The organism is Sulfitobacter dubius (genome assembly GCF_900113435.1).
In the GTDB taxonomy this organism is placed as follows: domain Bacteria; phylum Pseudomonadota; class Alphaproteobacteria; order Rhodobacterales; family Rhodobacteraceae; genus Sulfitobacter; species Sulfitobacter dubius.
In genome coordinates, this window is sequence record NZ_FOPG01000001.1 from 1,480,202 (window position 1) to 1,501,805 (window position 21,604).

A 21,604-nucleotide genomic window follows, 5' to 3' on the forward strand; every position below is an offset into this window, starting at 1 on the left:
AAGCTCGCAACGCGGCTAACTGCCACCGGGCCCGGAATCAAGCCGCAGGCGCCGGGTCATCGCCTGCCCGCCCCCCGGGTAGGCGATTTGGTGAGGTTAAGTGCGACCTCGCGAGCGTATATCATGATTGATCCATAAAGTGGCACAGAACGCCTTCGGATCGCCGACCCGCGGGCAGTCGTTGGCCTCGATATGTGAAAGCCAAGTTCAATAAAAACTCTGCGGATCGATATCCACCGCCAGCCGCAAATCGCCTTTCAGCCGCACCGATCCGACCCAACGGCTCAGCGCCTCTTGCAAGGCGACACTCTTATCCGCCTTGACCAACAATCGCACCCGATGCCGCCCGCGCACCCGGGCGATCGGCGCGGGCGCGGGGCCAAAAACCTGCGCCCCCACCGCCCGCAACGGCCCGTCATTCCGCGCCAGATGGTTGCCCAGATCAAACACCGCCGCCGCATCGCTGCCGCTGAGGATGATCCCTGCCATACGCCCGTAAGGCGGCACCCCGGCCTGCCGCCGCTCGCCTGCCTCGGCGGCCCAGAATTTCTCCTCCTCACCCGCCAAGATCGCCCGGATCACCGGATGCTCGGGCTGATAGGTCTGCAAAAGCGCCGCCCCCGGCGCTTCGGCCCGCCCCGCACGCCCTGCCACCTGCCGCATCAGTTGAAACGTCCGCTCCGCCGCGCGCAGATCCGACCCGGTGAGGCCGAGATCAGCATCAATCACCCCCACCAGCGTCAGCTTTGGAAAGTTGTGTCCCTTGGCGACCAGTTGCGTGCCGATGATGATATCCGCCGCCCCTTCGGCAATTCCCGCGATCTCGGCCTTGAGCGCCCGCGCCGAGCCGTACATATCCGAACTCAAGGTCGCGATCCGCGCCTCGGGCCAGAGCGCCGTGGCCTCCTCGCCCAACCGCTCCACCCCAGGGCCGATGGGCGCAAGCTTGCCTTCGACCTGACAAGACGGACAGGCTTCGGGCATCGGCTTGGTCTCACCGCACTGGTGGCAGACGAGGCGCTTGAGAAACCGATGCTCCACCATCCGCGCGTCACATTGATCACAGCCAATCTGCTCGCCACAGGCACGACAAAGCGTAATCGGCGCATAGCCGCGACGGTTGATGAACAGCATCGCCTGCTCGCCGCGTTCCAACCGCGCATCGACTTCGCGCTTCATCTCGCCCGAAATCCACTTGTCCCCCGGCAAACCTGCCTGCCGCATGTCAATTGCGCCCATCTGCGGCATCACCGCCGGACCAAAGCGCGATGTCAGCTCCAACCGCCGATACTTGCCCGCCTCGGCATTGGCCCAAGTCTCAAGGCTGGGCGTGGCACTGGCCAGCACCACTTGCGCGCCGCAGATCGAGGCCCGCAGCACGGCCATGTCGCGGGCGTTATACAGGACACCGTCTTCCTGCTTGTAGGAGGTGTCATGCTCCTCATCGACAACGATGAGCCCGAGGTTCTGGAACGGCAGGAACAGCGCCGAGCGCGCGCCGATCACCAGTTGCGCATTGCCCTCGCCCACCATGCGCCAGATGCGGCGGCGCTCGGTCATGGTGACGCCGGAATGCCACTCGGCGGGCTTGGCGCCAAAGCGCTCCTCAACGCGGTCCAAGAACTGTTCGGTCAGGGCGATCTCAGGCAGCAGCACCAATGCCTGCCGCCCGGCCTCAATCGCCGCCGCCACAGCTTCGAGATAAACCTCGGTCTTGCCCGATCCGGTAACGCCACGCAGAAGGGTCGTACCATAGGTCTCGGCCTTGATCCCGTCGCGCAAAACCGCCGCCGCTGTCGCCTGATCCTCGGTGAGCGCCTTGCCGGGCAGTGACGGATCGAGCCGCCGAAACGGCAGGTCGCGGGGGCTTTCCTCTTCGCGCACGGCCCCCTGCTCCACCAGCCCCTTCACCACCGAAGACGTGACCCCGGCCATCTCCGACAGTTCCTTCAGGGTAAACGCCAGATCGCCGTATTCCTCTAGCACCGCCATGACCCGCTGGCGCGCGTCGGTCATGCGGGTCGGCAGGCCCTCGCCCGCCCGGTAAATCTTGCGCATCGACGGCGGATCGCCCAAACCCGGCGCGCGGGTGGCGAGCCGCAGCATTGCGGGCAGTGGGGTCAGCGTGTAGGCGGCGGAACGCAGCAAAAACTCGCGCATCTCGTCGCGCATCGGCGGGGCGTCCAGCACGCGAATCACATGGCGCACCTTGTTGATGTCATAGTCCCCGGCCCCCGGCCCCCAGACCACACCCATCACCTTGCGCGGGCCCAATGGCACCTCGACAAACGCTCCCGCATGGCAGCCGCCCTCGGGCGCACGATAGTCCAACGCCCGGCCCAAAGGCTGGGTGGTCATCACCGAGAGCAACTCGCCATGATGGTAGAATTCAGCCATGTCTGCCGCATGCTCCGTGTCGCTTGGGGGAATTGAGGCTTTAAGCATCGCAGATCATGCGGTAAAGCCAAGGCAAGCAATAGACCTGTTAGCGATCACATTCCAACCCGGAAGGAAAGCCCATGAAATTCTTCGTAGATACCGCCGAGATCGACGCCATTGCCGAACTCAATGACCTTGGCATGGTCGACGGCGTGACAACCAACCCCTCCCTGATCCTGAAATCAGGCCGCAACATCCTTGAGGTCACCAAAGAGATTTGTGACCTCGTCGACGGCCCCGTTTCCGCCGAAGTGGTGGCGCTGGAAGCCGACGCGATGATCGCCGAAGGCCGCAAACTGGCCGAGATCGCCGACAACATCACCATCAAGCTGCCGCTGACATGGGACGGGCTGAAAGCCTGTAAGGTTCTGTCGGGCGAGGGTCACATGATCAACGTGACGCTCTGCTTCTCGGCGAACCAAGCGCTGATTGCGGCCAAAGCGGGCGCGACCTTCATCTCGCCCTTCATTGGTCGTCTGGACGACATCAACCTCGATGGCATGGACCTGATCCAAGACATCCGCACCATCTATGACAACTACGGGTTCGAGACGCAGATCCTCGCGGCCTCCATCCGCAGCGTGAACCACGTCCTCGACGCCGCGCGCATCGGTGCCGACGTGATGACCGCGCCGCCAGAAGTGATCAAGAAACTGGCCTCCCACCCGCTGACCGACAAAGGTCTGGAGCAGTTCATGGCCGATTGGAAAAAGACCGGTCAGAACATCCTCTGATCCGGCCTGTGCGCCAAGACATCAAACCCCTTCCGCCCTTGGCGGAGGGGGTTTTTCTTTGCCCTATGCGGCGTTGCCTTCAACTGTCAGGTGATCGCCCGACCACAGGCCGGGGCGCACCTCGGCCTCGGCCGCGCCTGCGCGGATGCGACGGCACTGCCCCACGGGAATCGCCGGAGCCTGCAACACCAGGTCCATGCCCTGCGCCGCCGTCTGGGGCGGCAAGGCCGCGTGCATCCCGTCCAAGGCCACCGACACATCGCAGGGCAGATAGACGCTCGCCCCGCCCACGCCGGTATCCTCTTGCCACGGGGTCAACGGCGCGCCCACTGCGCCGACACAGCACACTGCGGTTTGCAATTCGATCGCCCGCGCCCGTGCACAGCTGAATACACGGTTGTAGCCAGTGATCATGTCAGTCTTTGCGGGGATAATCACCAGATCAAGGTCCAGCTCCCCCAGTTTCGACCAAAGCGCGGTATATTCCGCATCAAGGCAGATCGCGATAACACAGCGCAGCCCGTTCCAATCGAACAGGTTGATCCCGGTGCCTGCGATGGTCACACCGCTGGCGCCATTGGCTTCCAGCGGCGTCAGGCTCAGTTTGTTTTGCACTTGCATTCCGCCATCCGGGGTCAGGAACCACGCCTGATTAAGATACCCCTCGGGCGCGTCGACCGATGGAAAGGCCACAGGAAATGTGCCGGGCAGCAGGGCGACGCCTGTTTGCTCGACCATGCGGCGCATCGGGTCAAGCGCCAGCGCGGCGGTCTGCGCGAGCCAGCCCAGTTGCTGCTCTGCGGGCAGGTCCGCCGGGGCAAAGCTCAGCCACTGTGCGCAGCAAAACTCTGGCATCACCAAAAGCTGCGCCTCGCGCGCGGCGGCCTGTTGCAGACGCAGTTCCACACTGGCAAGCCAGCTTTGCAGCGAATCCGGCGTGACCTGAAGGTTGGCGGCCCAAAGATCGACAGAGACATGTTCCATGTAAGATTTCCTCTCCCGGCAAGGGCCATTTCGCCACATCCGGGGATATGCAGCGGGCTTCGATCAGGCGCGCGTGCCTTGCGGCTGAAATCCGCGCGTCGACCGGGGCCAACACACCCGCGCCGCTTTTGTTCCCGTGGGCTTCGCTCTACATCCCGGCCTGACGCAAGGCGGCAACAAAGACCGCAGGCGGCAAGACCCGTGACCAATTGGGGGCAGATCTTGACGCCCCACCATGCTATGACACCGCAAATCAAAAAGAGACGCCCATGAGCAGCAGCCCCAAAATTGACGACGCCCTGCGTGAGGCGATCATCTCCGCGCCCGATGTCATCCTTGACGACAGCGATGTGATGCAGGCGCTGATTGCGGCCAATGAAAAGGCCATGGGCGGCAATATCGTCGATCTGCGCGGCATCGCGATGGAGCGTTTGGAAACCCGGCTTGATCGGCTGGAAGATACCCACCGCAGCGTTATCGCGGCGGCTTATGAGAACCTCGCCGGGACCAATCAGATCCACCGCGCGATCCTGCAAATGCTGGACCCCGTGGAGTTTGAGACCTTTCTGCGCAATCTAGGCGGCGAAGTGGCCGACATCCTGCGCGTTGATGCGGTGAAACTGGTGCTCGAGTCGGTCCAGAACGACAATGATCCGGCTGTACAACGTTTGGGCGATGTGCTGACCGTGGCCGAGCCCGGCTTCATCGACGATTACCTCAGCCAGGGCCGCGGTGGTCTGGTGCGGCAAGTGACCCTGCGCGCACTTCAAGACGGTTCTGAGGCGCTGTATGGCACCAAGGCGGGCTGGATCCGTTCTGAGGCCTGCCTAAAACTCGATTTCGGCGCGGGCCGCCTGCCGGGCTTGCTGGTCATGGGGGCCGAAGACCCGCATATGTTTGGCCCGCAGCAAGGCACTGATCTGCTCACCTTCTTTACCGGCGTGCTGGAACGCACCATGCGCCGCTGGCTGTCTTGAGCGAGAAGGCAAATCCGCTGCTGGTCAGTCCCGCCGCGCGGGACGCGCTTCAGACATGGCTGGAGCACCAGAGCGCCTTGAAGGACGCGGCTGAGAATACGATCATCGCCTATAGGGGCGATGTGACCGAGTTTCTCACCTTTATGACGCTGCACAAGGGCGACACCCAAGGCCTTGGCGCGCTGGCGAAAATCACCATCAGCGACATGCGCGCGTGGATGGCCAGCACGCGCAGCGGCGGTGTCGGCTCGCGCTCCGTGGCGCGCAAACTCTCGGCGGTGAAAGCCTTCTACCGCTGGCTTGCCGAGCGGGAGGGGTTCGAGCCCACTGCCGTTCTGCTTGCCCGGTCGCCCAAGTTCCAAAAGAAGCTGCCCCGCCCGCTGGCCGAAGACGCTGCCCGCGCGCTGATCGACTGCGTCGAGACCCAAGCCCGCGCCCCATGGGTCGCGGCGCGCGATGTCGCTGTGCTGACGATGCTGTGGGGCTGCGGCTTGCGGATTTCCGAGGCGCTCGCCCTTAAAGGCGGCGATGCGCCCCTGCCAAATAGTCTGCGCATCATCGGCAAAGGCGGCAAGGAACGGGTCGTACCGGTGCTGCCCGCTGCCCGCGCTGCCGTCGAAGGTTACCTCGCCCTCTGCCCCTACCCGCAAGAGCCACATGCGCCGCTGTTCCGTGCCATTCGCGGCGGTGGCTTGGGCGCGCGCGCCGTGGCGCAGGTGATGGCCGATGCGCGGATGCAATTGGGCCTGCCCGCCACCGCCACACCTCATGCCATGCGCCACAGCTTTGCCACGCATCTGCTCGACGCGGGCGGCGATCTGCGCGCGATTCAGGAACTGCTGGGCCATGCGTCGCTGTCGACCACGCAGGCCTATACTGCCGTGGATACCGCGCGGCTGATGGAAGTCTATAACAACGCCCATCCCAAGGCGGGCCGCTGACCCTATTGCACCCTGCGGGCCAATCGCCATATTGGAGCCAAGCGAGGACGACCTCCCCCATATGGGAACACACTCGGGACGACCCGACCAATACCGGGACCGACCCCATGCGCAGTACTGCAGACCGCATCCGCCACGCCATCAGCTTTGAAGTTCTCGCCCTTTTGATCGTCACGCCCATGGGCGCATGGCTTTTTGACAAGCCATTGCATGAGATCGGCGTTGTCACCATCGTCAGCGCCAGCATCGCGACGGGATGGAACTACCTCTACAACCTCGGGTTTGACCACGCCCTACGCCGTCTGCGCGGCACGGTCCGCAAGACTGTGCCGATCCGCGTGCTCCATGCCGTGACCTTCGAGATCGGCCTGCTTTTTGTGCTGATGCCCTTTATCGCGTGGTACCTAAGTATTTCGCTGATGGAGGCCTTCCTGATCGACGTGAGCTTTGCGCTGTTCTACCTGATCTACGCCTTCGTCTTTAACTGGGTCTACGACGTGATCTTCCCGGTGCCGGAGCCTGTCCGCCAGTCCTAATCGGCCCGGAGGCGGCTCACGAACTCGGCCGCCGCCTCTGCCGGATCGCGCGCGCCCTCGGCCACGGCGTCACTGAGCCGTGCCAGATCGTCCTTCGCCTGTGGTGTCTCCAACTGCGCCAAAAGCCGCTGTTTCACGTCCTGCTCGAACCAATACCGCGCCTGCGCGGCGCGCGTATGGTCCCAAAAGCCCTTTGCGCGCCGCCATTCGATTAACTCCTGCAGCGCGGCCCAAGTCTCGTCCAGCCCGTCTTCCTCAAGCGCCGACACAGCGGTGGCGCGGGGGTAACCTCCGGGGTCTTGCGGGCGTTTGCGCAGCAAACGCAGCGCCCCGGCATAGTCGGCGCGGGTGCGCGCGGCGGTAGATTTCAAATCGCCATCTGCCTTGTTAATGACGATGAGGTCGGCAATCTCCATGATACCGCGTTTCACGCCCTGCAATTCGTCGCCGCCCGCCGGAGCCAGCAACAGTACGAAAGCGTCCGACATCTCGGCCACCACGGTTTCAGATTGGCCGACGCCCACAGTCTCAATCAGCACCACGTCGAAACCCGCCGCCTCACAGAGCCGCACCGCCTCACGCGAGCGCCGCGCCACCCCGCCGAGGTGGGTCTGGCTGGGCGAAGGACGGATGAAAGCGCGCGGCTCCCGGCTGAGGCGGTCCATCCGCGTCTTGTCACCCAGGATCGACCCGCCCGAACGCGCCGAACTGGGGTCCACCGCCAGCACCGCCACGCGCATGCCCTGCGCGGTCAGCATCATGCCAAAGCTTTCGATGAAGGTGGATTTACCCACCCCCGGCGTGCCTGAGAGCCCGATGCGCAGCGCCTGCCGGTCGGAGGGCAGCTTCGCCAGCAGGTCCGCCGCCGCCGCACGATGGTCCGCACGGCCCGATTCCACCAGCGTAATCGCCCGCGCCAATGCGCGACGCTCGCCTGCTATGATGCCCTTGGCCAGATCGTCGATATTCATGCACCAACTTTTGCGGGGGCGGCGCGGAATTGTCCATCCCCACCCTTGGCGCGGCGCGCGCGATGCCCGATAACCGCGCTATGTCCAACGCTGATTTCGCCCTGCCCATCGACGCCGTTTTGCCTGAGGTCATCTCTGCCCTGCGCGAGACGGGCCGCGTCGTGCTGCAAGCGCCGCCGGGCGCGGGCAAGACGACGCGGGTGCCGCTTGCGATGCTCGACGCTCGCCTGCCCCATGGCCGCATCCTGATGCTGGAGCCGCGCCGCCTCGCCGCCCGCGCCGCCGCTGCGCGCATGGCCGAAAGCCTTGGCGAGGAAACCGGACAAACCGTCGGTTTTCGCGTGCGCGGCGCTTCGGCGGTGTCGAAAAATACCCGCATCGAGGTCGTCACCGAGGGAATCTTGACCCGCATGTTGCAGGACAACCCCGACCTGCCCGGCATCGGCGCGGTGATCTTCGACGAATTCCACGAACGCTCCCTCAACGCCGATCTTGGCCTCGCACTTTGCCTCGAAGTCGCGGGTGCCTTGCGGGACGATCTGCTGCTCGTCGCCATGTCCGCCACGCTTGATGCCGCGCCGGTGGCAGAGTTGATGGAGGCCCCCATCGTCACCTCCGAGGGCCGCAGTTTTGAGGTGGTGCCGCGCTGGCTCGACAAGCCGATGGGCAAGCAGCGGCTGGAGAATGCGGTGGCCGACCTGACGCTCAAGGCGCTTGCGGAGTCCCCCGGTTCGGCGCTGGTCTTCTTGCCCGGCGAAGGCGAAATCAGGCGGGTGGAAGCGCTTCTGAGCTCCGCCCTGCCAAGCGACTGCACCTTGACCCCGCTCTTCGGAGCGCTGGATTTCAAAGCGCAGCAGGCCGCCATCGCGCCTGTACAGTCGGGGCGGAAGGTCGTGCTGGCGACCTCCATTGCCGAAACCTCGCTCACCATCGAAGGCATCCGCATCGTCATCGACGCTGGCCGCTCGCGCCGCGCGCTGTTCGATCTCGCCTCGGGCATGTCGCGACTGGTGACCGAACGTGTCACCCGCGCCGAGGCCACGCAACGCGCGGGCCGGGCCGGGCGGGTTGAGGCGGGCGTGGCCTACAAACTCTGGACGCGCGGCGAAGAAGGCGCGCTGGCCGCCTTCCCCCCAGCCGAGATTGAGGCGGGCGACCTCACCGGCTTCGCGCTGGAACTGGCGCTCTGGGGCGCACAGGCCGAAGAATTAAGCTTTGTCACCCCACCCCATGCGGGCCGTTTGGCCGAAGCACAGGCGGTCTTGCGCATGCTCGGTGCGTTGGACGACACAGGCCGCATCACCGACCATGGCCGCAAATTGGCCAAGCTGCCCCTGCACCCCCGTCTGGCGCATATGGTCGCGCGTGGCGGTCCGCGTGCGCCGCTGCTCGCCGCACTTTTGGCCGAGCGCGACCCGATGCGCGGTGCGCCGGCGGACCTGTCACTGCGGATGGGTGCGCTGGCCGGGAAATGCACCGCCGCCGCGCCCCATGCCCCGACGCTGGCGCGGATCAAGGCCGAGGCCAAGCGGCTGGGCCGGATGACAAAGGGCGACGGGCCGGACGCTTTGGGCGTTCTCGCCGCGCTCGCCTATCCTGACCGCGTCGGCCTGCGCCGCAAAGGTGACGCGCCGCGCTATGTTCTGTCGGGCGGTAAAGGCGCGGTTCTGCCTGAGGCTGACCCAATGGCGGGCGCACGGCTGCTTGTGGCGACCGATCTGGACGGCGACCCACGCGAGGCCCGGATCCGGCAGGCGGCGCTGATCACGGATGCCGAATTACGCGCCACATTCGCCGATCAAATCCACTGGCAGGACGTCTGCCTCTGGTCGCGGCGCGAGGGGCGCGTGCTGACCCGGCGGCAAGAAGTCTTTGGCGCATTGGTTCTGGAAGACCGCACTTGGCCCGATGCCCCTGCCGATGCGGTGGCCGTGGCGATGCTCGACGGTGTGCGACAGTTGGGGTTGAAACCCGGCAAGGCCGCAACGCTGTTTCTGGCCCGTGCGCGGCTGATGTCCGCGCCTTTCCCCGATTTCAGCGAAGCGCATCTGATGGAAACGCTTGATGATTGGCTGCTACCGCATCTGACGGATGTACGCAGCACCGGCGATTGGAAGGGGTTTGACATCACCCCGGCGCTGAAAGCGCGGCTGACTTGGGAACAGCAGCAAGAGTTGGACCGCGCCGCGCCTGCGCATTTCGAAACCCCGCTGGGGCGGCGCGTGGCGATTGATTATAGCGGCGAACAGCCCGGCATTTCGCTGCGCCTGCAAGAGATGTTCGGCGTGACTCGGCATCCGACCGTGGGCGGGCAACCGCTACAGGTCACCCTGCTCTCCCCCGCTCAGCGCCCCGTGCAGGTCACGATGGATATTCCGGGGTTCTGGGCCAGCTCCTACGCCGATGTGCGCAAAGACATGCGGGGGCGCTACCCGCGCCACCCTTGGCCCGAAGACCCCACGGTGGCAGACCCGACCCTGCGCGCCAAACCGCGCGGCACTTAAAACGGCAACGCGCGCCGAAAACGGCGCGCGGTCAGGTCGGTTATACCGTAGTGATTAGGCCGCGACGAACTTCAGCGAGACGCCATTCAGGCAATGCCGCTTGCCCGTCGGCTCAGGCCCGTCGTCAAAAATATGGCCCAAGTGGCTGCCACAGCGGTCGCAGTGCACCTCAGTCCTGCGCATGAAGAAACTGTTGTCCGGCATCGTCTCGACCGCATCTTCAAGCGGTTGATAGAAGCTCGGCCAGCCGGTACCGCTTTTGAACTTGGTCGCAGCGTCATAAAGCGGCTGGTCACAGCCCTTGCAGATAAAGGTGCCGGGACGCGTCTCATCGTTGAGCGGGCTGGTAAAGGCACGCTCCGTATCGCCTTCGCGCATCACGGCATATTCGGTATCGCTCAGCATGGCGCGCCATTCGGCCTCGCTGCGCGTAATCTCAAAATCGCCCTCGACATAGGCTGCCGATGCACCGCGTGTGCCCAGCCCGATGGCGGTGGCGCCCAGAAAGGTCGATGTCAGAAAATGACGTCTGTTCATGGTGTTACTCCTCGCGGTGGGTTGGGATCGCACCGGGCCAGCATGGGGGTACTGGCCCGGCATCTCAGTGTAGGTTGCCTATTATTTGGGAACCAACACGCTGTTTACAACGTGGATCACGCCGTTGGACTGGTTCACATCTGCGATAGTTACACGCGATGCATTGCCGTTTTCGTCAAGGATATAGACGTTTTTGCCCTTTACCTGAGCCGACAAAGCGTCGCCCGATACCGCTTCAAAGTGGTAGAAGCCATCGCTGGAAGCGCGCGCTTTGGCGGCGATGTCAGCGGCAGACCATTTGCCTGCAACAACGTGGGCTGTCAGCACTTTGGTCAGCATCTCTTTGTTTTCGGGCTTCAGCAGCGTCTCGACGGTGCCAGCGGGCAGCGCGTCAAAGGCGGAGTTGACCGGGGCGAAAACGGTGAACGGGCCTTCGGAAGCCAGCGTGTCGACCAGACCGGCAGCTTTCACAGCGGCGACCAGCGTGGTGTGATCGGCAGAGTTCACAGCGTTCTCGACGATGTTTTTGTTTTCAAACATTGGCGCGCCACCCACTTCGGGGTTGGCAGCCATGGCACCGGTTGCCAACAGAGCGGCAGTGGCGGTGGCGGCGGCGAAAGATTTGAAGTTGATCATTGGTAGTCCTCCTCAGATGCCTCCCGTTGTGGGCGGCGATGCTGAACCCACGGGCCAAGAGGTGAAGGAGTTTCAGAAACGTTCAAAAAATTCTGAATAAGCTTCAAGATACTGTTTCTATATGAACAAAGAAAAACGCCCGCCCCGATCTGGGGAGGGCGTTCAACCTTTTTACAGTTCTGCAACGGCGCCGAGGGCCATGATGCCGCCAGTGGGCGCGCCCTCCGGCGCGCCGCCCGGCGGCTCATCGGTGATGGCCAGCGTGATCTGCGCCGCTTCGGGTGCCAGCTCGGCAGGCAAGGCCACGCGGTTCACGTCGCCTTCAGGCAGAACGCCCAAAGAGATCGGCGCGCGGTCGGGAAGAATGGCCCAAAGCTCCAGCACACGGCCCTCAGGTGCATTACCCGAAACCCGACGCAGCGCGATATCGCCGCGTGACATATCCATAACGGCCAGCATTTCCAGCGCACTGTCTTCGGCAGCCATGCGGGTGGCATAGACTTCGCCCGGCACTTGGGTAGGCGCCTCGCGCAACATGGGCAGAGCAAGGAAGGCCACGGTCGCAAGTGCTGCAACCGAAATGCCCTGCCAGAGCCAGAGGCGCTGCATCAACGGCACATGGCGCGTGGGGAAGAGCCGCGACATCAGCGCCTTGCGCGTCTTGGTGGACGGGGCGACAGGTGCGATATCATCAGTCAGCGCGACGAAACGCTCCTGCCAATCGGCCACGGTCCGGGCAAAATCGCGGTCTTGCAAAAGGCGGGCGCGTGCGGCCACGCGATCTTCGCCTTCGAGCAGACCCAACGCCACTTCGGCGGCCAGCAGATTGTCGTCTTCAGGGGGGGTGATAGGCGTGTCACTCATGCGCTCATACACTCCCGTAGGCTCATCAACCCGCGCCGCAGCCATGTGCGCATCGTATTAAGAGGCACATTAAAACGCTGGGCAAGGTCGGCGTAACTGTCGCCATCAAGATAAGCACCGCGCACGGCAGCGCCCCGGTCGGCCTCTAAATCGTCGAGGCAGCCGGTCAGGCGCTTCGCTTCTGATGCGGCAACGGCGGACTGTTCGGGGTTCGGCCCCGGCGCGGCCAGCTCCAGCCCCGGCGTGTCGATATCCTGATGCCCCTTGCGGGTCGCACGCAGCCGATCAATCGCGGTATTGCGCGCAATGGTAATCAGCCACGTCATCGGCGACAGACCATTGGCCTGATAGCGGTCGGAATTATTCCAGATTTTGACGAAACTGTCCTGCATGGCGTCCTCTGCTGCGGCCCGTGTATCCAACACACGCAGGCAGACCCCGAATAGTTTCGCGGACACCCGATCATAAAGTGTCTCGAATGCCGCACGGTCCCCCAGAGCGACCTGTCCAATCAGACGCTCGATCTCTTCACGGTCGCTGTTCAAGGGTCACTCCTTTGGGCGGTCATGTCTTTGGCGGCGCGGACGCGGCACATCGCTCATGGTGCGACAGCCGCCATAAAAGTCAACGGCGCATTACCACCAGACGCTTTCTACGGCACCTTGCCCTATCCTAAGGCATCCGCGCAACCCATCGCGGGAAAAGGAAAATTCGTCACGCTGTTCACAGAGATTGCAGGCTCTGGATGCTTAGGCTACCCAAGTTTCAGAGGGGAATGCGCAAAGGGAGACTGTGCATGCAAAACGCGCTTGAGACGTCATATGACGTGGTGATTGTGGGTGGGGCCATCTACGGCTCGGCCTTGGCTTGGTGGTTGACCAACACGCCGGGGTTTGACGGCGAAGTGCTGGTGGTGGAGCGTGACCCCACCTATGAGTTCGCCTCAACCAGCCATACGAATTCCTGCATCCGCCAGCAGTTCAGCGCCCCGGTAAACATCCAGATTTCGCAGTTCGGGGCCGAGTTCATCCGCAACTTCCGCCACTTCATGCACGACGATCCCGAGGTGCCTGACCTGGCGCTGCAAAGCTTTGGCTACCTCTACCTTGCCGACACGCCGGAGTTTGCCGAGACCCTGCGGGAAGCGCAGAGCATTCAGGCCTCCATGGGGGCACATACCCAGCATATGACCAAGGACGAGATCGCCGCGCGCTATCCATTTTACATGCTCGACGATGTGATCGCGGGCAACCACAACACGGTGAACGAGGGCTACTTCGACGGCGGCACGATGTTCGACTGGTTCAAACGTATGGCCAAGCGTCGGGGCGTGACCTTTATCCATGATGAGGTGACGGGCATGACCCTGAACCCCGCAGGCAGCGCGGTGGATGCGGTAACGCTGAAGTCCGGCGCAAAAGTCGCTTGCGGCACGGTGGTCAACGCCTCTGGCCCCCGCGCGGCGGCGACGGCGCAGATGGCGGGCATCACCCTGCCCGTGGTGCCGCGCAAACGCTACACCTTCATCTTTGATGCCGCGGAGCCGCTTGAGATGGACCTGCCGCTGACCATCGACCCCAGCGGCGTGCATATGCGCCAAGAGGGTAAGTATTATATGGCCGGCTGCCCGCCCGAAGATGACTATGACGCGGCCTATGATGATTTCACCTTTGACCATTCGATCTGGGAGGAAAAAGTCTGGCCCATCATCGCCACGCGCGTTCCGGCCTTTGAACGGGTCAAGGTGATCAACGAATGGGTCGGGCATTACGCCTTTAACACTGTGGATCAAAACGCAATTGTCGGACGGCACGACAAGGTCGAAAACTTCGTCTTTATGAACGGGTTTTCCGGCCACGGGTTGCAGCAGGCCCCCGCCATCGGGCGCGGCACGGCTGAGTTGATCACCCATGGGGCCTATCGTTCGCTTGACCTGACCCCACTGGATTACGCGCGGATCGTACGTTCCGAGAAATTCATCGAAAAGGCCGTGATATGAAGCACCCCGAGAACACCTTCCTCACGGCCATCCGCGCCGGGAAAAAGCAGTTGGGCCTCTGGGTCTCCCTCTCGGATGGCTATGCCGCCGAGGTGGTTGCCCATGCAGGCTATGACTGGGTGATGCTGGATATGGAGCACGCGCCGAGCGATATGAAATCGGTGCTGGGGCAGCTTCAGGCGTTCTCGGGCAGTGACACCACGGCGATGGTGCGGCCTGATTGGAACGACGCGGTCAAGGTCAAACGCCTGATGGATCTCGGCGCGCCGGGGCTGCTGTTTCCGATGGTACAGACGCCTGACGAGGCCCGCGCCGCCGTGGCCGCCTGCCGCTACCCGCCGCGCGGTATCCGGGGGGTGGCCGGGCTGAACCGCGCCAACCAGTTTGGCCGGGTCGAGGATTACAACACCGAGGTCGAGAACCAGACCGCCATCCTGATCCAGCTTGAAACCCGCGCCGCCGTTGAAAACGCCGCCGCCTTTGCCGAGGTTGAGGGGATCGACGGCATCTTCTTTGGCCCCGCTGATATCGCCGCTGATATGGGCCATCTGGGTCAGACCCTGCACCCCGAGGTCTGGGAGGTGATCCGCCCCGCCGCCAAACTCTTGATGGACAAGGGCATTCCCGTGGGCACTCTGGTCACCGACCCCGACTTCGCCGCCGAACTGCTGAACGAAGGCTTCACCTTTGTTGCCTGCGGCACGGATGTGGGACTTTTGGCCAAAGGGGCCGATGCCCTGCGCGCCCAAGTGCGCGACAAGATTTCTGAGACGTGAAAGGAAGATGTTATGAAATTTAAGAAACTGGTCCTGACGGGTGCTGCCGGTCGGCTTGGCTCATACCTGCGCGAGCCGCTGGCCGCGATGTGCGAAGAACTGGTCAGCTCTGACATCGCCGAGGACATCGGCAAACTCTATGACGGCGAACGCTATCAGAAGGCCGATCTGGCGGAATACGATCAGGTCGCGGCGCTGATGGAGGGCGCCGACATGGTCGTGCATTTCGGTGCCATCGTGGACGAAAAACCCTTCATGGAACTGCTCGGCCCGAACTTCGTCGGTTCTTACAACGTGTGGGAAGCGGCCTATCAGGCAGGCGCACGCCGCGTCGTCTATGCCTCCTCGATCCACGCCGTGGGGATGCACAAGAAATCCGATTTCATCGGCATTGACGCCCCCCACAAACCCGACACTTTCTACGGCCTCGCCAAATGCTTCACCGAAGACCTCGGCAGCATGTATTGGGACAAGCGCCAGTTGGAATCCGTGCACCTACGCATCCTCAGCGCCGCGCAGGTCAACAACTCTCGCGCGCTTGGCTCGTGGCTCAGCTATGACGATCTGATCCAACTGGTGACCCGCGCAGTCGACACCCCCTCGGTCGGTTTCTCGGTCATCTACGGTGTATCGAACAACGACCGCGCCCCGGTGGACAATGCCAAGGCCGCCTTCCTCGGTTACCGGCCCAAGGACAACGCCGAGCAATTCGCCGAAAAAGTGCTGGCCGAAGAAGGCCCCGTCGACATCACCGACCCCGGCCAAATGTGCCACGGCGGCCCCTTCGCCAAGGTCGATCTGGGCGAAAGCGGCATCGCGCAGATGACCATCGTCGACGACAAAAAAGAGACCTAAGCGACCAGACGAAAGGGACCGTCATGAAACTGCAAGACCTCGACATCATCGTGACGGCCCCGCCCGCCCCCGGCTGGGGCGGGCGCTATTGGATATTGGTCAAGGTGACCACCGACACCGGCATAACCGGCTGGGGCGAATGCTATGCCGCCAGCGTCGGGCCCGATGCGATGCGCGCGGTGATCGAGGATGTCTTCGCCCGTCACATGCAGGGCGAAAACCCCGAGAACATCGAGCTGATGTTCCGCCGCGCCTATTCCGCGGGCTTCACCCAGCGGCCAGACCTGACCGTCATGGGCGCATTTTCGGGGCTAGAGATCGCCTGTTGGGACATCCTTGGCAAAGACCGCGACCGTCCGGTGCATGCGTTGATCGGCGGGCGCACCAATGACCGGGTGCGCGGCTATACCTACCTCTACCCGCTGCCGCATCACAGCATGGCGGATTTCTGGACCTCGCCCGAGATGGCAGCGGAATCGGCGGCGGACTGCGTGGCGCGGGGCTATACGGCGGTGAAATTCGACCCCGCCGGCCCCTATACGCTGCGCGGTGGGCATATGCCTGCGATGTCGGATATCAGCACCTCGGCGGCCTTTTGCAAAGCCATCCGCGAGGCCGTGAGTGACCGTGCCGATCTGCTGTTCGGCACCCATGGGCAGTTCACCACCGCAGGCGCGATCCGGCTGGGGCAGGCAATCGAACCCTATAGCCCGCTCTGGTACGAAGAGCCGATTCCCCCAGACGCGCCCGAGCAGATGGCCAAGGTCGCGCGCGGCGTGCGCATTCCTGTGGCAACGGGCGAGCGGTTGACGACAAAGGCCGAGTTCGCGCCCCTGTTGCGCGCCGGTGCGGCAGAGATTTTGCAGCCGGCGCTTGGCCGCGTGGGCGGCATTGCCGAAGCCAAGAAGATCGCCGCCATGGCCGAGGTCTATAACGCGCAGGTGGCGCCGCATCTCTATGCCGGGCCGGTGGAATGGGCGGCAAATGTGCAGCTTGCCACCGCGATCCCGAATATCCTGATGTGCGAATGCATTGAGACGCCGTTCCACGATAGGCTGATCAAAGGGTCGATCCGGGTGGAGGATGGCTTCATCACCGCCCCCTCAGCGCCCGGTCTGGGGATCGAAATGGACGAAGACCTTGCCCGCGCGCACCCCTACACAGGCGACGGGCTGCATCTGGAGATGCGCGAAGAGCCTTGCGATTATGTGAACGGGAATAATTTCCAAGGCGGCGCGCCAGCGGATAGCCACTAGGCGCGCAGGGCTATGGGCCACGGAAAACCGAGGACCATAGCCTGTCTGCGGGTCGGCGCCTGCCGCTTGAATCCGGGCCGGGTGGTTCCTACGCCCTCCCCACCAACTCCCGCGCCGCCGCCAAGATCCCCTCCCGCGAGGGCAGGGTCGCCGCATAGGCCGGACCCGTGGCGATAAAGCTATCCTCCGCCGTCAGCCGCGCAAAACGCTCAACACCGCGCTCTGCCATCAGCGCCATCAGCGCTTCGGCCTGCCCGCCCGTGCGGCGACATTCATCTACGATCAACACAGGCCGATCCCCGATTGCTGCCAACAGCGCCTCTTCCGGCAGTGGGGCCAACCAACGCAGGTCTATCACCCGTGCCTTGACGCCCTGCTCCGCCAAATCATGCGCAGCCTGCTGGCTCAGATAATGCCCGTTGCCATAGCTCACGATCGCCAGATCGGCACCCTCGCCCGTGACCCCGACCTCGCCCAGACCGATCCGCCGATCAGGTGCCGGATAGTTCCGCATCCAGCCGCCATCCCCGGCCTCTAACAAATCGCGCATCGGATAAAGCGCAATCGGCTCAACAAAGACCACCACCCGCTGCTCTTCCCGCGCCAAACGGTGCGCTTCGCGCAGCATCATCGCCGCATCATCCCCCGCCGAGGGGCAAGCAATGATGATCCCCGGAATGTCACGCAACACGGCCAGCGAATTGTCATTGTGGAAATGCCCGCCAAAGCCCTTCTGGTAGCCCAGCCCGGCAATGCGCAGCACCATCGGGTTGGTCCACTGCCCATCTGAGAAGAACGGCAGCGTCGCCGCCTCGCCGCGCAACTGATCCTCGGCATTGTGCAGATAGGCGAGGAACTGGATCTCCGGCATCGGGATAAACCCGTTATGCGCCATACCGATGGCGAGACCCAGGATGCTCTGTTCATCCAACAGCGTGTCGATCACCCGCCCCGGCCCAAACCGGCTCTGCAACTTCTGTGTAACGCCATAGACCCCGCCCTTGCGGCCCACATCCTCGCCCATCAGCATGGTCTCGGGATGCGCCAGCATCAGGTCGTGCAGCGCCCAGTTGATCAGCCGCGACATTGGCTGTGGGTTGTCCATCTGCGCCATATCGCTGCCGAAGGTCTCGGCTCGAACCTCGGCACTCGGCCCGTTACTGGCCGCGCAATTGCGCTTTGGCGGCACGAGGCTTGCCATTACGTCCGACGCTGTCTTGAGCCGAGGCCGTTTCACCACTTCCTCCGCAGCCTTGGCCACCGCGTCCTGCGTATCGCGGTAAATCGCCAGCGCTTCATCGGCGTTCATTCCAGCCTCCACCAACAGCCGCGCGGAATGCAGCAGCGGATCATTCGCCTCATCAGCCTCAACCTCTGCACGCGGCAGATAGGACGTCGCCACATCCGCCCCCGCATGGCCGTAAAGACGCACGGTCCGCAGATGTAGGAAGGCAGGCTTGCGATGCACCCGAACATAATCCGCCGCTTCTTTCGCCGCAGCATAGGCCGCATGAAGGTCCAGCCCATCGCCCTCAAAATACTTCAAGCCCGGACGGGCAGACATGGAGGCTTTGATCCAGCCCGTCGGGGTCTTGGTTGAGATCCCGATGCCATTGTCCTCACAGACGAAAAGCAGCGGCAGCGGCACGCCCTGCACCGCGGTCCAGCAAGCCGCATTGATCGCGCCTTGCGCGGTGGAGTGGTTTGCCGAGGCATCGCCCAAGCTGCACATCGCAATCGCATCGCGTGGCAATATTGCGTGCTCAGGCCGATTGCGCCGTGCCATGCCGATGGAATGCGCGGCCCCCACGGCCTTGGGCAGGTGGCTGGCAATGGTCGAGGTCTGCGGCGGGATCATCAGCGGGCGCGAGCCCAGCACCTTGTGCCGCCCGCCGCTGATCGGATCGTCGGCAGAACAGGCGAAACTCAAGAGCATATCACGCAGCATGTCCTGCCCCTCGGCCTGATCGGCCCGGGCGATCTGGAAAGCCGCATCGCGGTAATGCAGGAAGGCGATGTCATCGACCCGCAGCGCCGCCGCTACTGCCGCCATGCCCTCATGACCAGAGGAGCCGATGGTGTAGAACCCCTGCCCCTCTTTTTGCATCACACGGCTTTGCAGGTCGAGCGCGCGGCTCAGCACCTGCGCGCGGTAGAGCTGCTCCAACTGGTCGCGATCAAGCGCCTTCTGCGGGGAGGTGAAAACGGGAAAATCCCCCGCCGCAACGCGACGGAGGAAGTTCTCATGAACGATTGCAACGCGGTCCATGGGGCCTCTTGGTATTTAAGGATTTTGTTTTCGGCGAGGCGAGATGGGGGGAGGTGATCCCCCCAAACCGTTTCTTAAAAGAACGCCTGCAGGCCGGTCTGGGCACGGCCCAAGATCAACGCGTGGACGTCATGAGTGCCCTCATAGGTGTTGACCGTCTCAAGGTTCATCATGTGACGGATCACTTGGAATTCACCGGAAATACCGTTGCCGCCATGCATGTCCCGCGACATGCGCGCCACGTCCAGCGCCTTGCCACAGTTGTTACGCTTGACGATCGAGATCATCTCAGGCGCGGCATTGGCGGCATCCATCAGACGACCTACTTGCAGCGAGCCCTGCAGGCCCAGCGAGATTTCGGTCATCATGTCCGCCAGTTTCTTCTGGAACAACTGTGTCTGCGCCAGCGGCTTGTTGAACTGCTTGCGGTCCAGACCGTACTGGCGCGACGCATGCCAGCAGAATTCGGCGGCGCCCATCGCACCCCAAGAGATGCCGTAGCGGGCGCGGTTCAAACAGCCGAACGGCCCTTTCAGCCCCTGCACATTTGGCAGCAGCGCGTCTTCGCCGACTTCAACACCGTCCATGACGATTTCACCGGTGATGGAGGCGCGGAGGCTGAGCTTGTTGCCGATCTTCGGCGCGCTCAGACCCTTCATGCCTTTTTCCAGCACAAAGCCGCGGATCTTGCCGTCATGCGCTTCGGACTTGGCCCAGACTACGAAAACATCGGCGATGGGGGAGTTCGAGATCCACATCTTGGAGCCGGTCAACTTGTAGCCGTTCTCGGTCTTCACTGCGCGGGTTTTCATGCCGGCAGGGTCAGAACCCGCATCAGGCTCGGTCAGACCAAAGCAGCCGATCCACTCGCCCGAGCAAAGTTTCGGCAGGTACTTCTGACGCTGCTCTTCGGAGCCGTAGGCATAGATCGGGTACATGACGAGGCTCGCCTGTACCGACATCATCGAACGGTAGCCACTGTCGACGCGCTCAACTTCGCGGGCGACCAGACCGTAGGAGACATAGTTGCCGCCCAAGCCGCCGTATTCCTCGGGGATTGTGACGCCCAGCAGGCCCATGTCGCCCATTTCACGGAAGATGCCTGCGTCGGTTTCTTCATTGGCGAAAGCGTCGATCACGCGGGGCTGCAGTTTTTCTTGCGCATAGGCGTGCGCAGAATCGCGGATCATGCGCTCGTCTTCGGTCAACTGGCTGTCGAGGCGGAAGGGGTCCGTCCAGTCGAATGTACCAAGGTCGGGTTTGTCTTTGGCGCGCAGCTTGGGGGCTTCGGCAGTCATGAGGCATCCTTTCGGGTGATGTGGTTTGCGGCAGTATTGCAAATTGACGGCGCGAACTCTATCGCTGCTTTGTCCTGAATTCATGAGAAAAAGTCATATGATTGCCCCGCGCCGCTTCTTGCCGTCGATCTCGGCCCTGCTGTCATTTGAGGCGGTCGTGCGACTTGGCACCGCCACGGCAGCGGCGCAGGAGTTGAACCTGACCCAAAGCGCCGTGAGCCGCCAGATCAAGACGCTCGAAGAGCAACTGGGCGTGTCGCTAATGATCCGGCAAGGGCGACGGCTGACCCCGACCCAAGCGGGTTTGGACTATGTGACGCAGGTGCGCGATATCCTGAACCGTTTGGCCCAGGCCTCGGTCTCGGCCCGGACCAACCCTACCGGCGGCACGCTTGATCTGGCGATCCTTCCCGCTTTCGGCATGCACTGGCTCGCGCCTCGGCTGCGCGATTTCGCGCGGGCGCATCCTGAGGTGACGGTGAACCTCTCGACACGGCTGCACCCCTTTGCCTTTGCGGGCAGCCGCTTTGACGCCGCCATTCATTTTGGTCATGAAGACTGGCCCGGCGTGCGCTATCTGCCGCTGCTGCCTGAAACGGTCGTGCCGGTCTGTGCGCCTGATCTGTTGGCCGAACCGTTGGAGGATGCGCGCGATGTGCGGCACCTGCCGCTGTTACATCTCGAGACCCGCCCGCGCGGGTGGGCGCGCTGGCTGTCATCGCTGGGGGTGACCGATGAGCCCCCCGGCGGGATGATGTTCGACCAATTCTCGACCATGGCGCAGGCGGCGATCCACGGGCTGGGCGTGGCATTGCTGCCGACCTTTTTCGCCCGCCCCTATCTGCGCGATGGGCAATTGGTGCTGGCGGCCTCGCAGACCACCCAGAGCATCGGCAATTACTATCTCGTCTGGCCAGAAGACCGCGACGAAACCGCCGCCCTCGCATCCTTTCGCGGCTGGCTGGCCCAGCAAGCCGAACCGGCGACGAACGATTAAGCCACCCCAAAGACGGCCAAAGTTATGCCGC

The 21,604-nt window shown here is 63.3% G+C and carries 19 protein-coding genes; 10 read left to right on the forward strand and 9 right to left on the reverse strand.

Annotated elements, in window-relative coordinates:
- Window positions 1-207: 207 nt before the first annotated feature.
- A complete protein-coding gene (locus BM229_RS07210) occupies window positions 208-2,397 on the reverse strand; it encodes a primosomal protein N' (protein WP_093927259.1) in 2,190 nt (729 codons plus the stop codon).
- Between the two features lie 122 nt (window positions 2,398-2,519).
- On the opposite strand from BM229_RS07210, the gene fsa reads away from it, so the two are divergent.
- Window positions 2,520-3,173: a fructose-6-phosphate aldolase gene (fsa, locus tag BM229_RS07215; protein ID WP_067623130.1), complete on the forward strand. Its 654-nt coding sequence runs from the start codon at window positions 2,520-2,522 to the stop codon at window positions 3,171-3,173.
- Window positions 3,174-3,236: 63 nt separating this feature from the next.
- Here the strand turns inward: fsa and BM229_RS07220 are convergent, their stop codons facing one another.
- Entirely contained in the window at window positions 3,237-4,157 is a 921-nt protein-coding gene (locus tag BM229_RS07220) for a nitrilase-related carbon-nitrogen hydrolase (protein ID WP_162931871.1), read from the reverse strand.
- Window positions 4,158-4,426: 269 nt separating this feature from the next.
- Here BM229_RS07220 and BM229_RS07225 point away from each other — a divergent pair, with 269 nt between their 5' ends.
- The 3 genes from BM229_RS07225 to BM229_RS07235 all read left to right on the forward strand — a co-directional run bounded on the left by BM229_RS07225 (window position 4,427) and on the right by BM229_RS07235 (window position 6,611).
- On the forward strand, window positions 4,427-5,134 hold the full coding sequence (locus BM229_RS07225) for a DUF484 family protein (RefSeq protein WP_093926924.1): 708 nt from the start codon (window positions 4,427-4,429) through the stop codon (window positions 5,132-5,134).
- Window positions 5,131-6,075, forward strand: a complete 945-nt coding sequence (locus tag BM229_RS07230) for a tyrosine recombinase XerC (RefSeq protein WP_208604032.1) — start codon at window positions 5,131-5,133, stop codon at window positions 6,073-6,075. Before BM229_RS07225 ends, BM229_RS07230 begins: the two co-directional genes overlap by 4 nt.
- Before the next feature lie 107 nt (window positions 6,076-6,182).
- Complete coding sequence (locus BM229_RS07235) at window positions 6,183-6,611, forward strand: PACE efflux transporter (protein WP_093926925.1); 429 nt, start codon at window positions 6,183-6,185, stop codon at window positions 6,609-6,611.
- On the opposite strand, the gene meaB is transcribed toward BM229_RS07235, so the two are convergent.
- Complete coding sequence (gene meaB / locus BM229_RS07240) at window positions 6,608-7,582, reverse strand: methylmalonyl Co-A mutase-associated GTPase MeaB (protein ID WP_093926926.1); 975 nt, start codon at window positions 7,580-7,582, stop codon at window positions 6,608-6,610. The genes BM229_RS07235 and meaB overlap by 4 nt on opposite strands.
- 62 nt (window positions 7,583-7,644) lie before the next feature.
- Between meaB and hrpB the strand changes: the two genes are divergently transcribed.
- Window positions 7,645-10,086 carry an ATP-dependent helicase HrpB gene (gene hrpB / locus BM229_RS07245; RefSeq protein ID WP_208604047.1) on the forward strand — a complete coding sequence of 814 codons (2,442 nt, stop codon included), beginning with the start codon at window positions 7,645-7,647 and terminating at the stop codon, window positions 10,084-10,086.
- A 54-nt stretch (window positions 10,087-10,140) separates the two neighbouring features.
- On the opposite strand, the gene msrB is transcribed toward hrpB, so the two are convergent.
- The 4 genes from msrB to BM229_RS07265 form a co-directional block, all read right to left on the reverse strand.
- Window positions 10,141-10,623 (reverse strand): peptide-methionine (R)-S-oxide reductase MsrB, encoded by a 483-nt coding sequence (gene msrB, locus BM229_RS07250; RefSeq protein ID WP_093926927.1) that lies wholly within the window; start codon window positions 10,621-10,623, stop codon window positions 10,141-10,143.
- An 81-nt stretch (window positions 10,624-10,704) separates the two neighbouring features.
- Window positions 10,705-11,259: a fasciclin domain-containing protein gene (locus BM229_RS07255; protein WP_093926928.1), complete on the reverse strand. Its 555-nt coding sequence runs from the start codon at window positions 11,257-11,259 to the stop codon at window positions 10,705-10,707.
- 171 nt (window positions 11,260-11,430) lie between these two features.
- A complete protein-coding gene (locus tag BM229_RS07260) occupies window positions 11,431-12,123 on the reverse strand; it encodes an anti-sigma factor (protein WP_093926929.1) in 693 nt (230 codons plus the stop codon).
- Window positions 12,120-12,668, reverse strand: coding sequence for a sigma-70 family RNA polymerase sigma factor (locus BM229_RS07265; RefSeq protein ID WP_093926930.1), 549 nt, complete (start codon window positions 12,666-12,668; stop codon window positions 12,120-12,122). The genes BM229_RS07260 and BM229_RS07265 overlap by 4 nt, the downstream gene beginning before the upstream one ends.
- Window positions 12,669-12,919: 251 nt before the next feature.
- On the opposite strand from BM229_RS07265, the gene BM229_RS07270 reads away from it, so the two are divergent.
- From BM229_RS07270 to BM229_RS07285, 4 genes are read left to right on the forward strand one after another with little or no spacing between them, the layout of a single operon-like run.
- Window positions 12,920-14,122 carry an NAD(P)/FAD-dependent oxidoreductase gene (locus BM229_RS07270; protein ID WP_093926931.1) on the forward strand — a complete coding sequence of 401 codons (1,203 nt, stop codon included), beginning with the start codon at window positions 12,920-12,922 and terminating at the stop codon, window positions 14,120-14,122.
- Window positions 14,119-14,898: an HpcH/HpaI aldolase family protein gene (locus BM229_RS07275; protein WP_093926932.1), complete on the forward strand. Its 780-nt coding sequence runs from the start codon at window positions 14,119-14,121 to the stop codon at window positions 14,896-14,898. The genes BM229_RS07270 and BM229_RS07275 overlap by 4 nt, the downstream gene beginning before the upstream one ends.
- Before the next feature lie 12 nt (window positions 14,899-14,910).
- Complete coding sequence (locus BM229_RS07280; RefSeq protein ID WP_093926933.1) at window positions 14,911-15,753, forward strand: NAD-dependent epimerase/dehydratase family protein; 843 nt, start codon at window positions 14,911-14,913, stop codon at window positions 15,751-15,753.
- 23 nt (window positions 15,754-15,776) lie between these two features.
- On the forward strand, window positions 15,777-17,009 hold the full coding sequence (locus tag BM229_RS07285) for a mandelate racemase/muconate lactonizing enzyme family protein (protein WP_093926934.1): 1,233 nt from the start codon (window positions 15,777-15,779) through the stop codon (window positions 17,007-17,009).
- Between the two features lie 88 nt (window positions 17,010-17,097).
- Here the strand turns inward: BM229_RS07285 and BM229_RS07290 are convergent, their stop codons facing one another.
- On the reverse strand, window positions 17,098-19,278 hold the full coding sequence (locus BM229_RS07290; protein WP_093926935.1) for a thiamine pyrophosphate-dependent enzyme: 2,181 nt from the start codon (window positions 19,276-19,278) through the stop codon (window positions 17,098-17,100).
- 74 nt (window positions 19,279-19,352) lie between these two features.
- Window positions 19,353-20,576, reverse strand: a complete 1,224-nt coding sequence (locus BM229_RS07295) for an acyl-CoA dehydrogenase (protein ID WP_093926936.1) — start codon at window positions 20,574-20,576, stop codon at window positions 19,353-19,355.
- Between the two features lie 97 nt (window positions 20,577-20,673).
- On the opposite strand from BM229_RS07295, the gene BM229_RS07300 reads away from it, so the two are divergent.
- Window positions 20,674-21,573, forward strand: coding sequence for a LysR substrate-binding domain-containing protein (locus BM229_RS07300; RefSeq protein ID WP_093926937.1), 900 nt, complete (start codon window positions 20,674-20,676; stop codon window positions 21,571-21,573).
- Window positions 21,574-21,604: the final 31 nt, after the last annotated feature.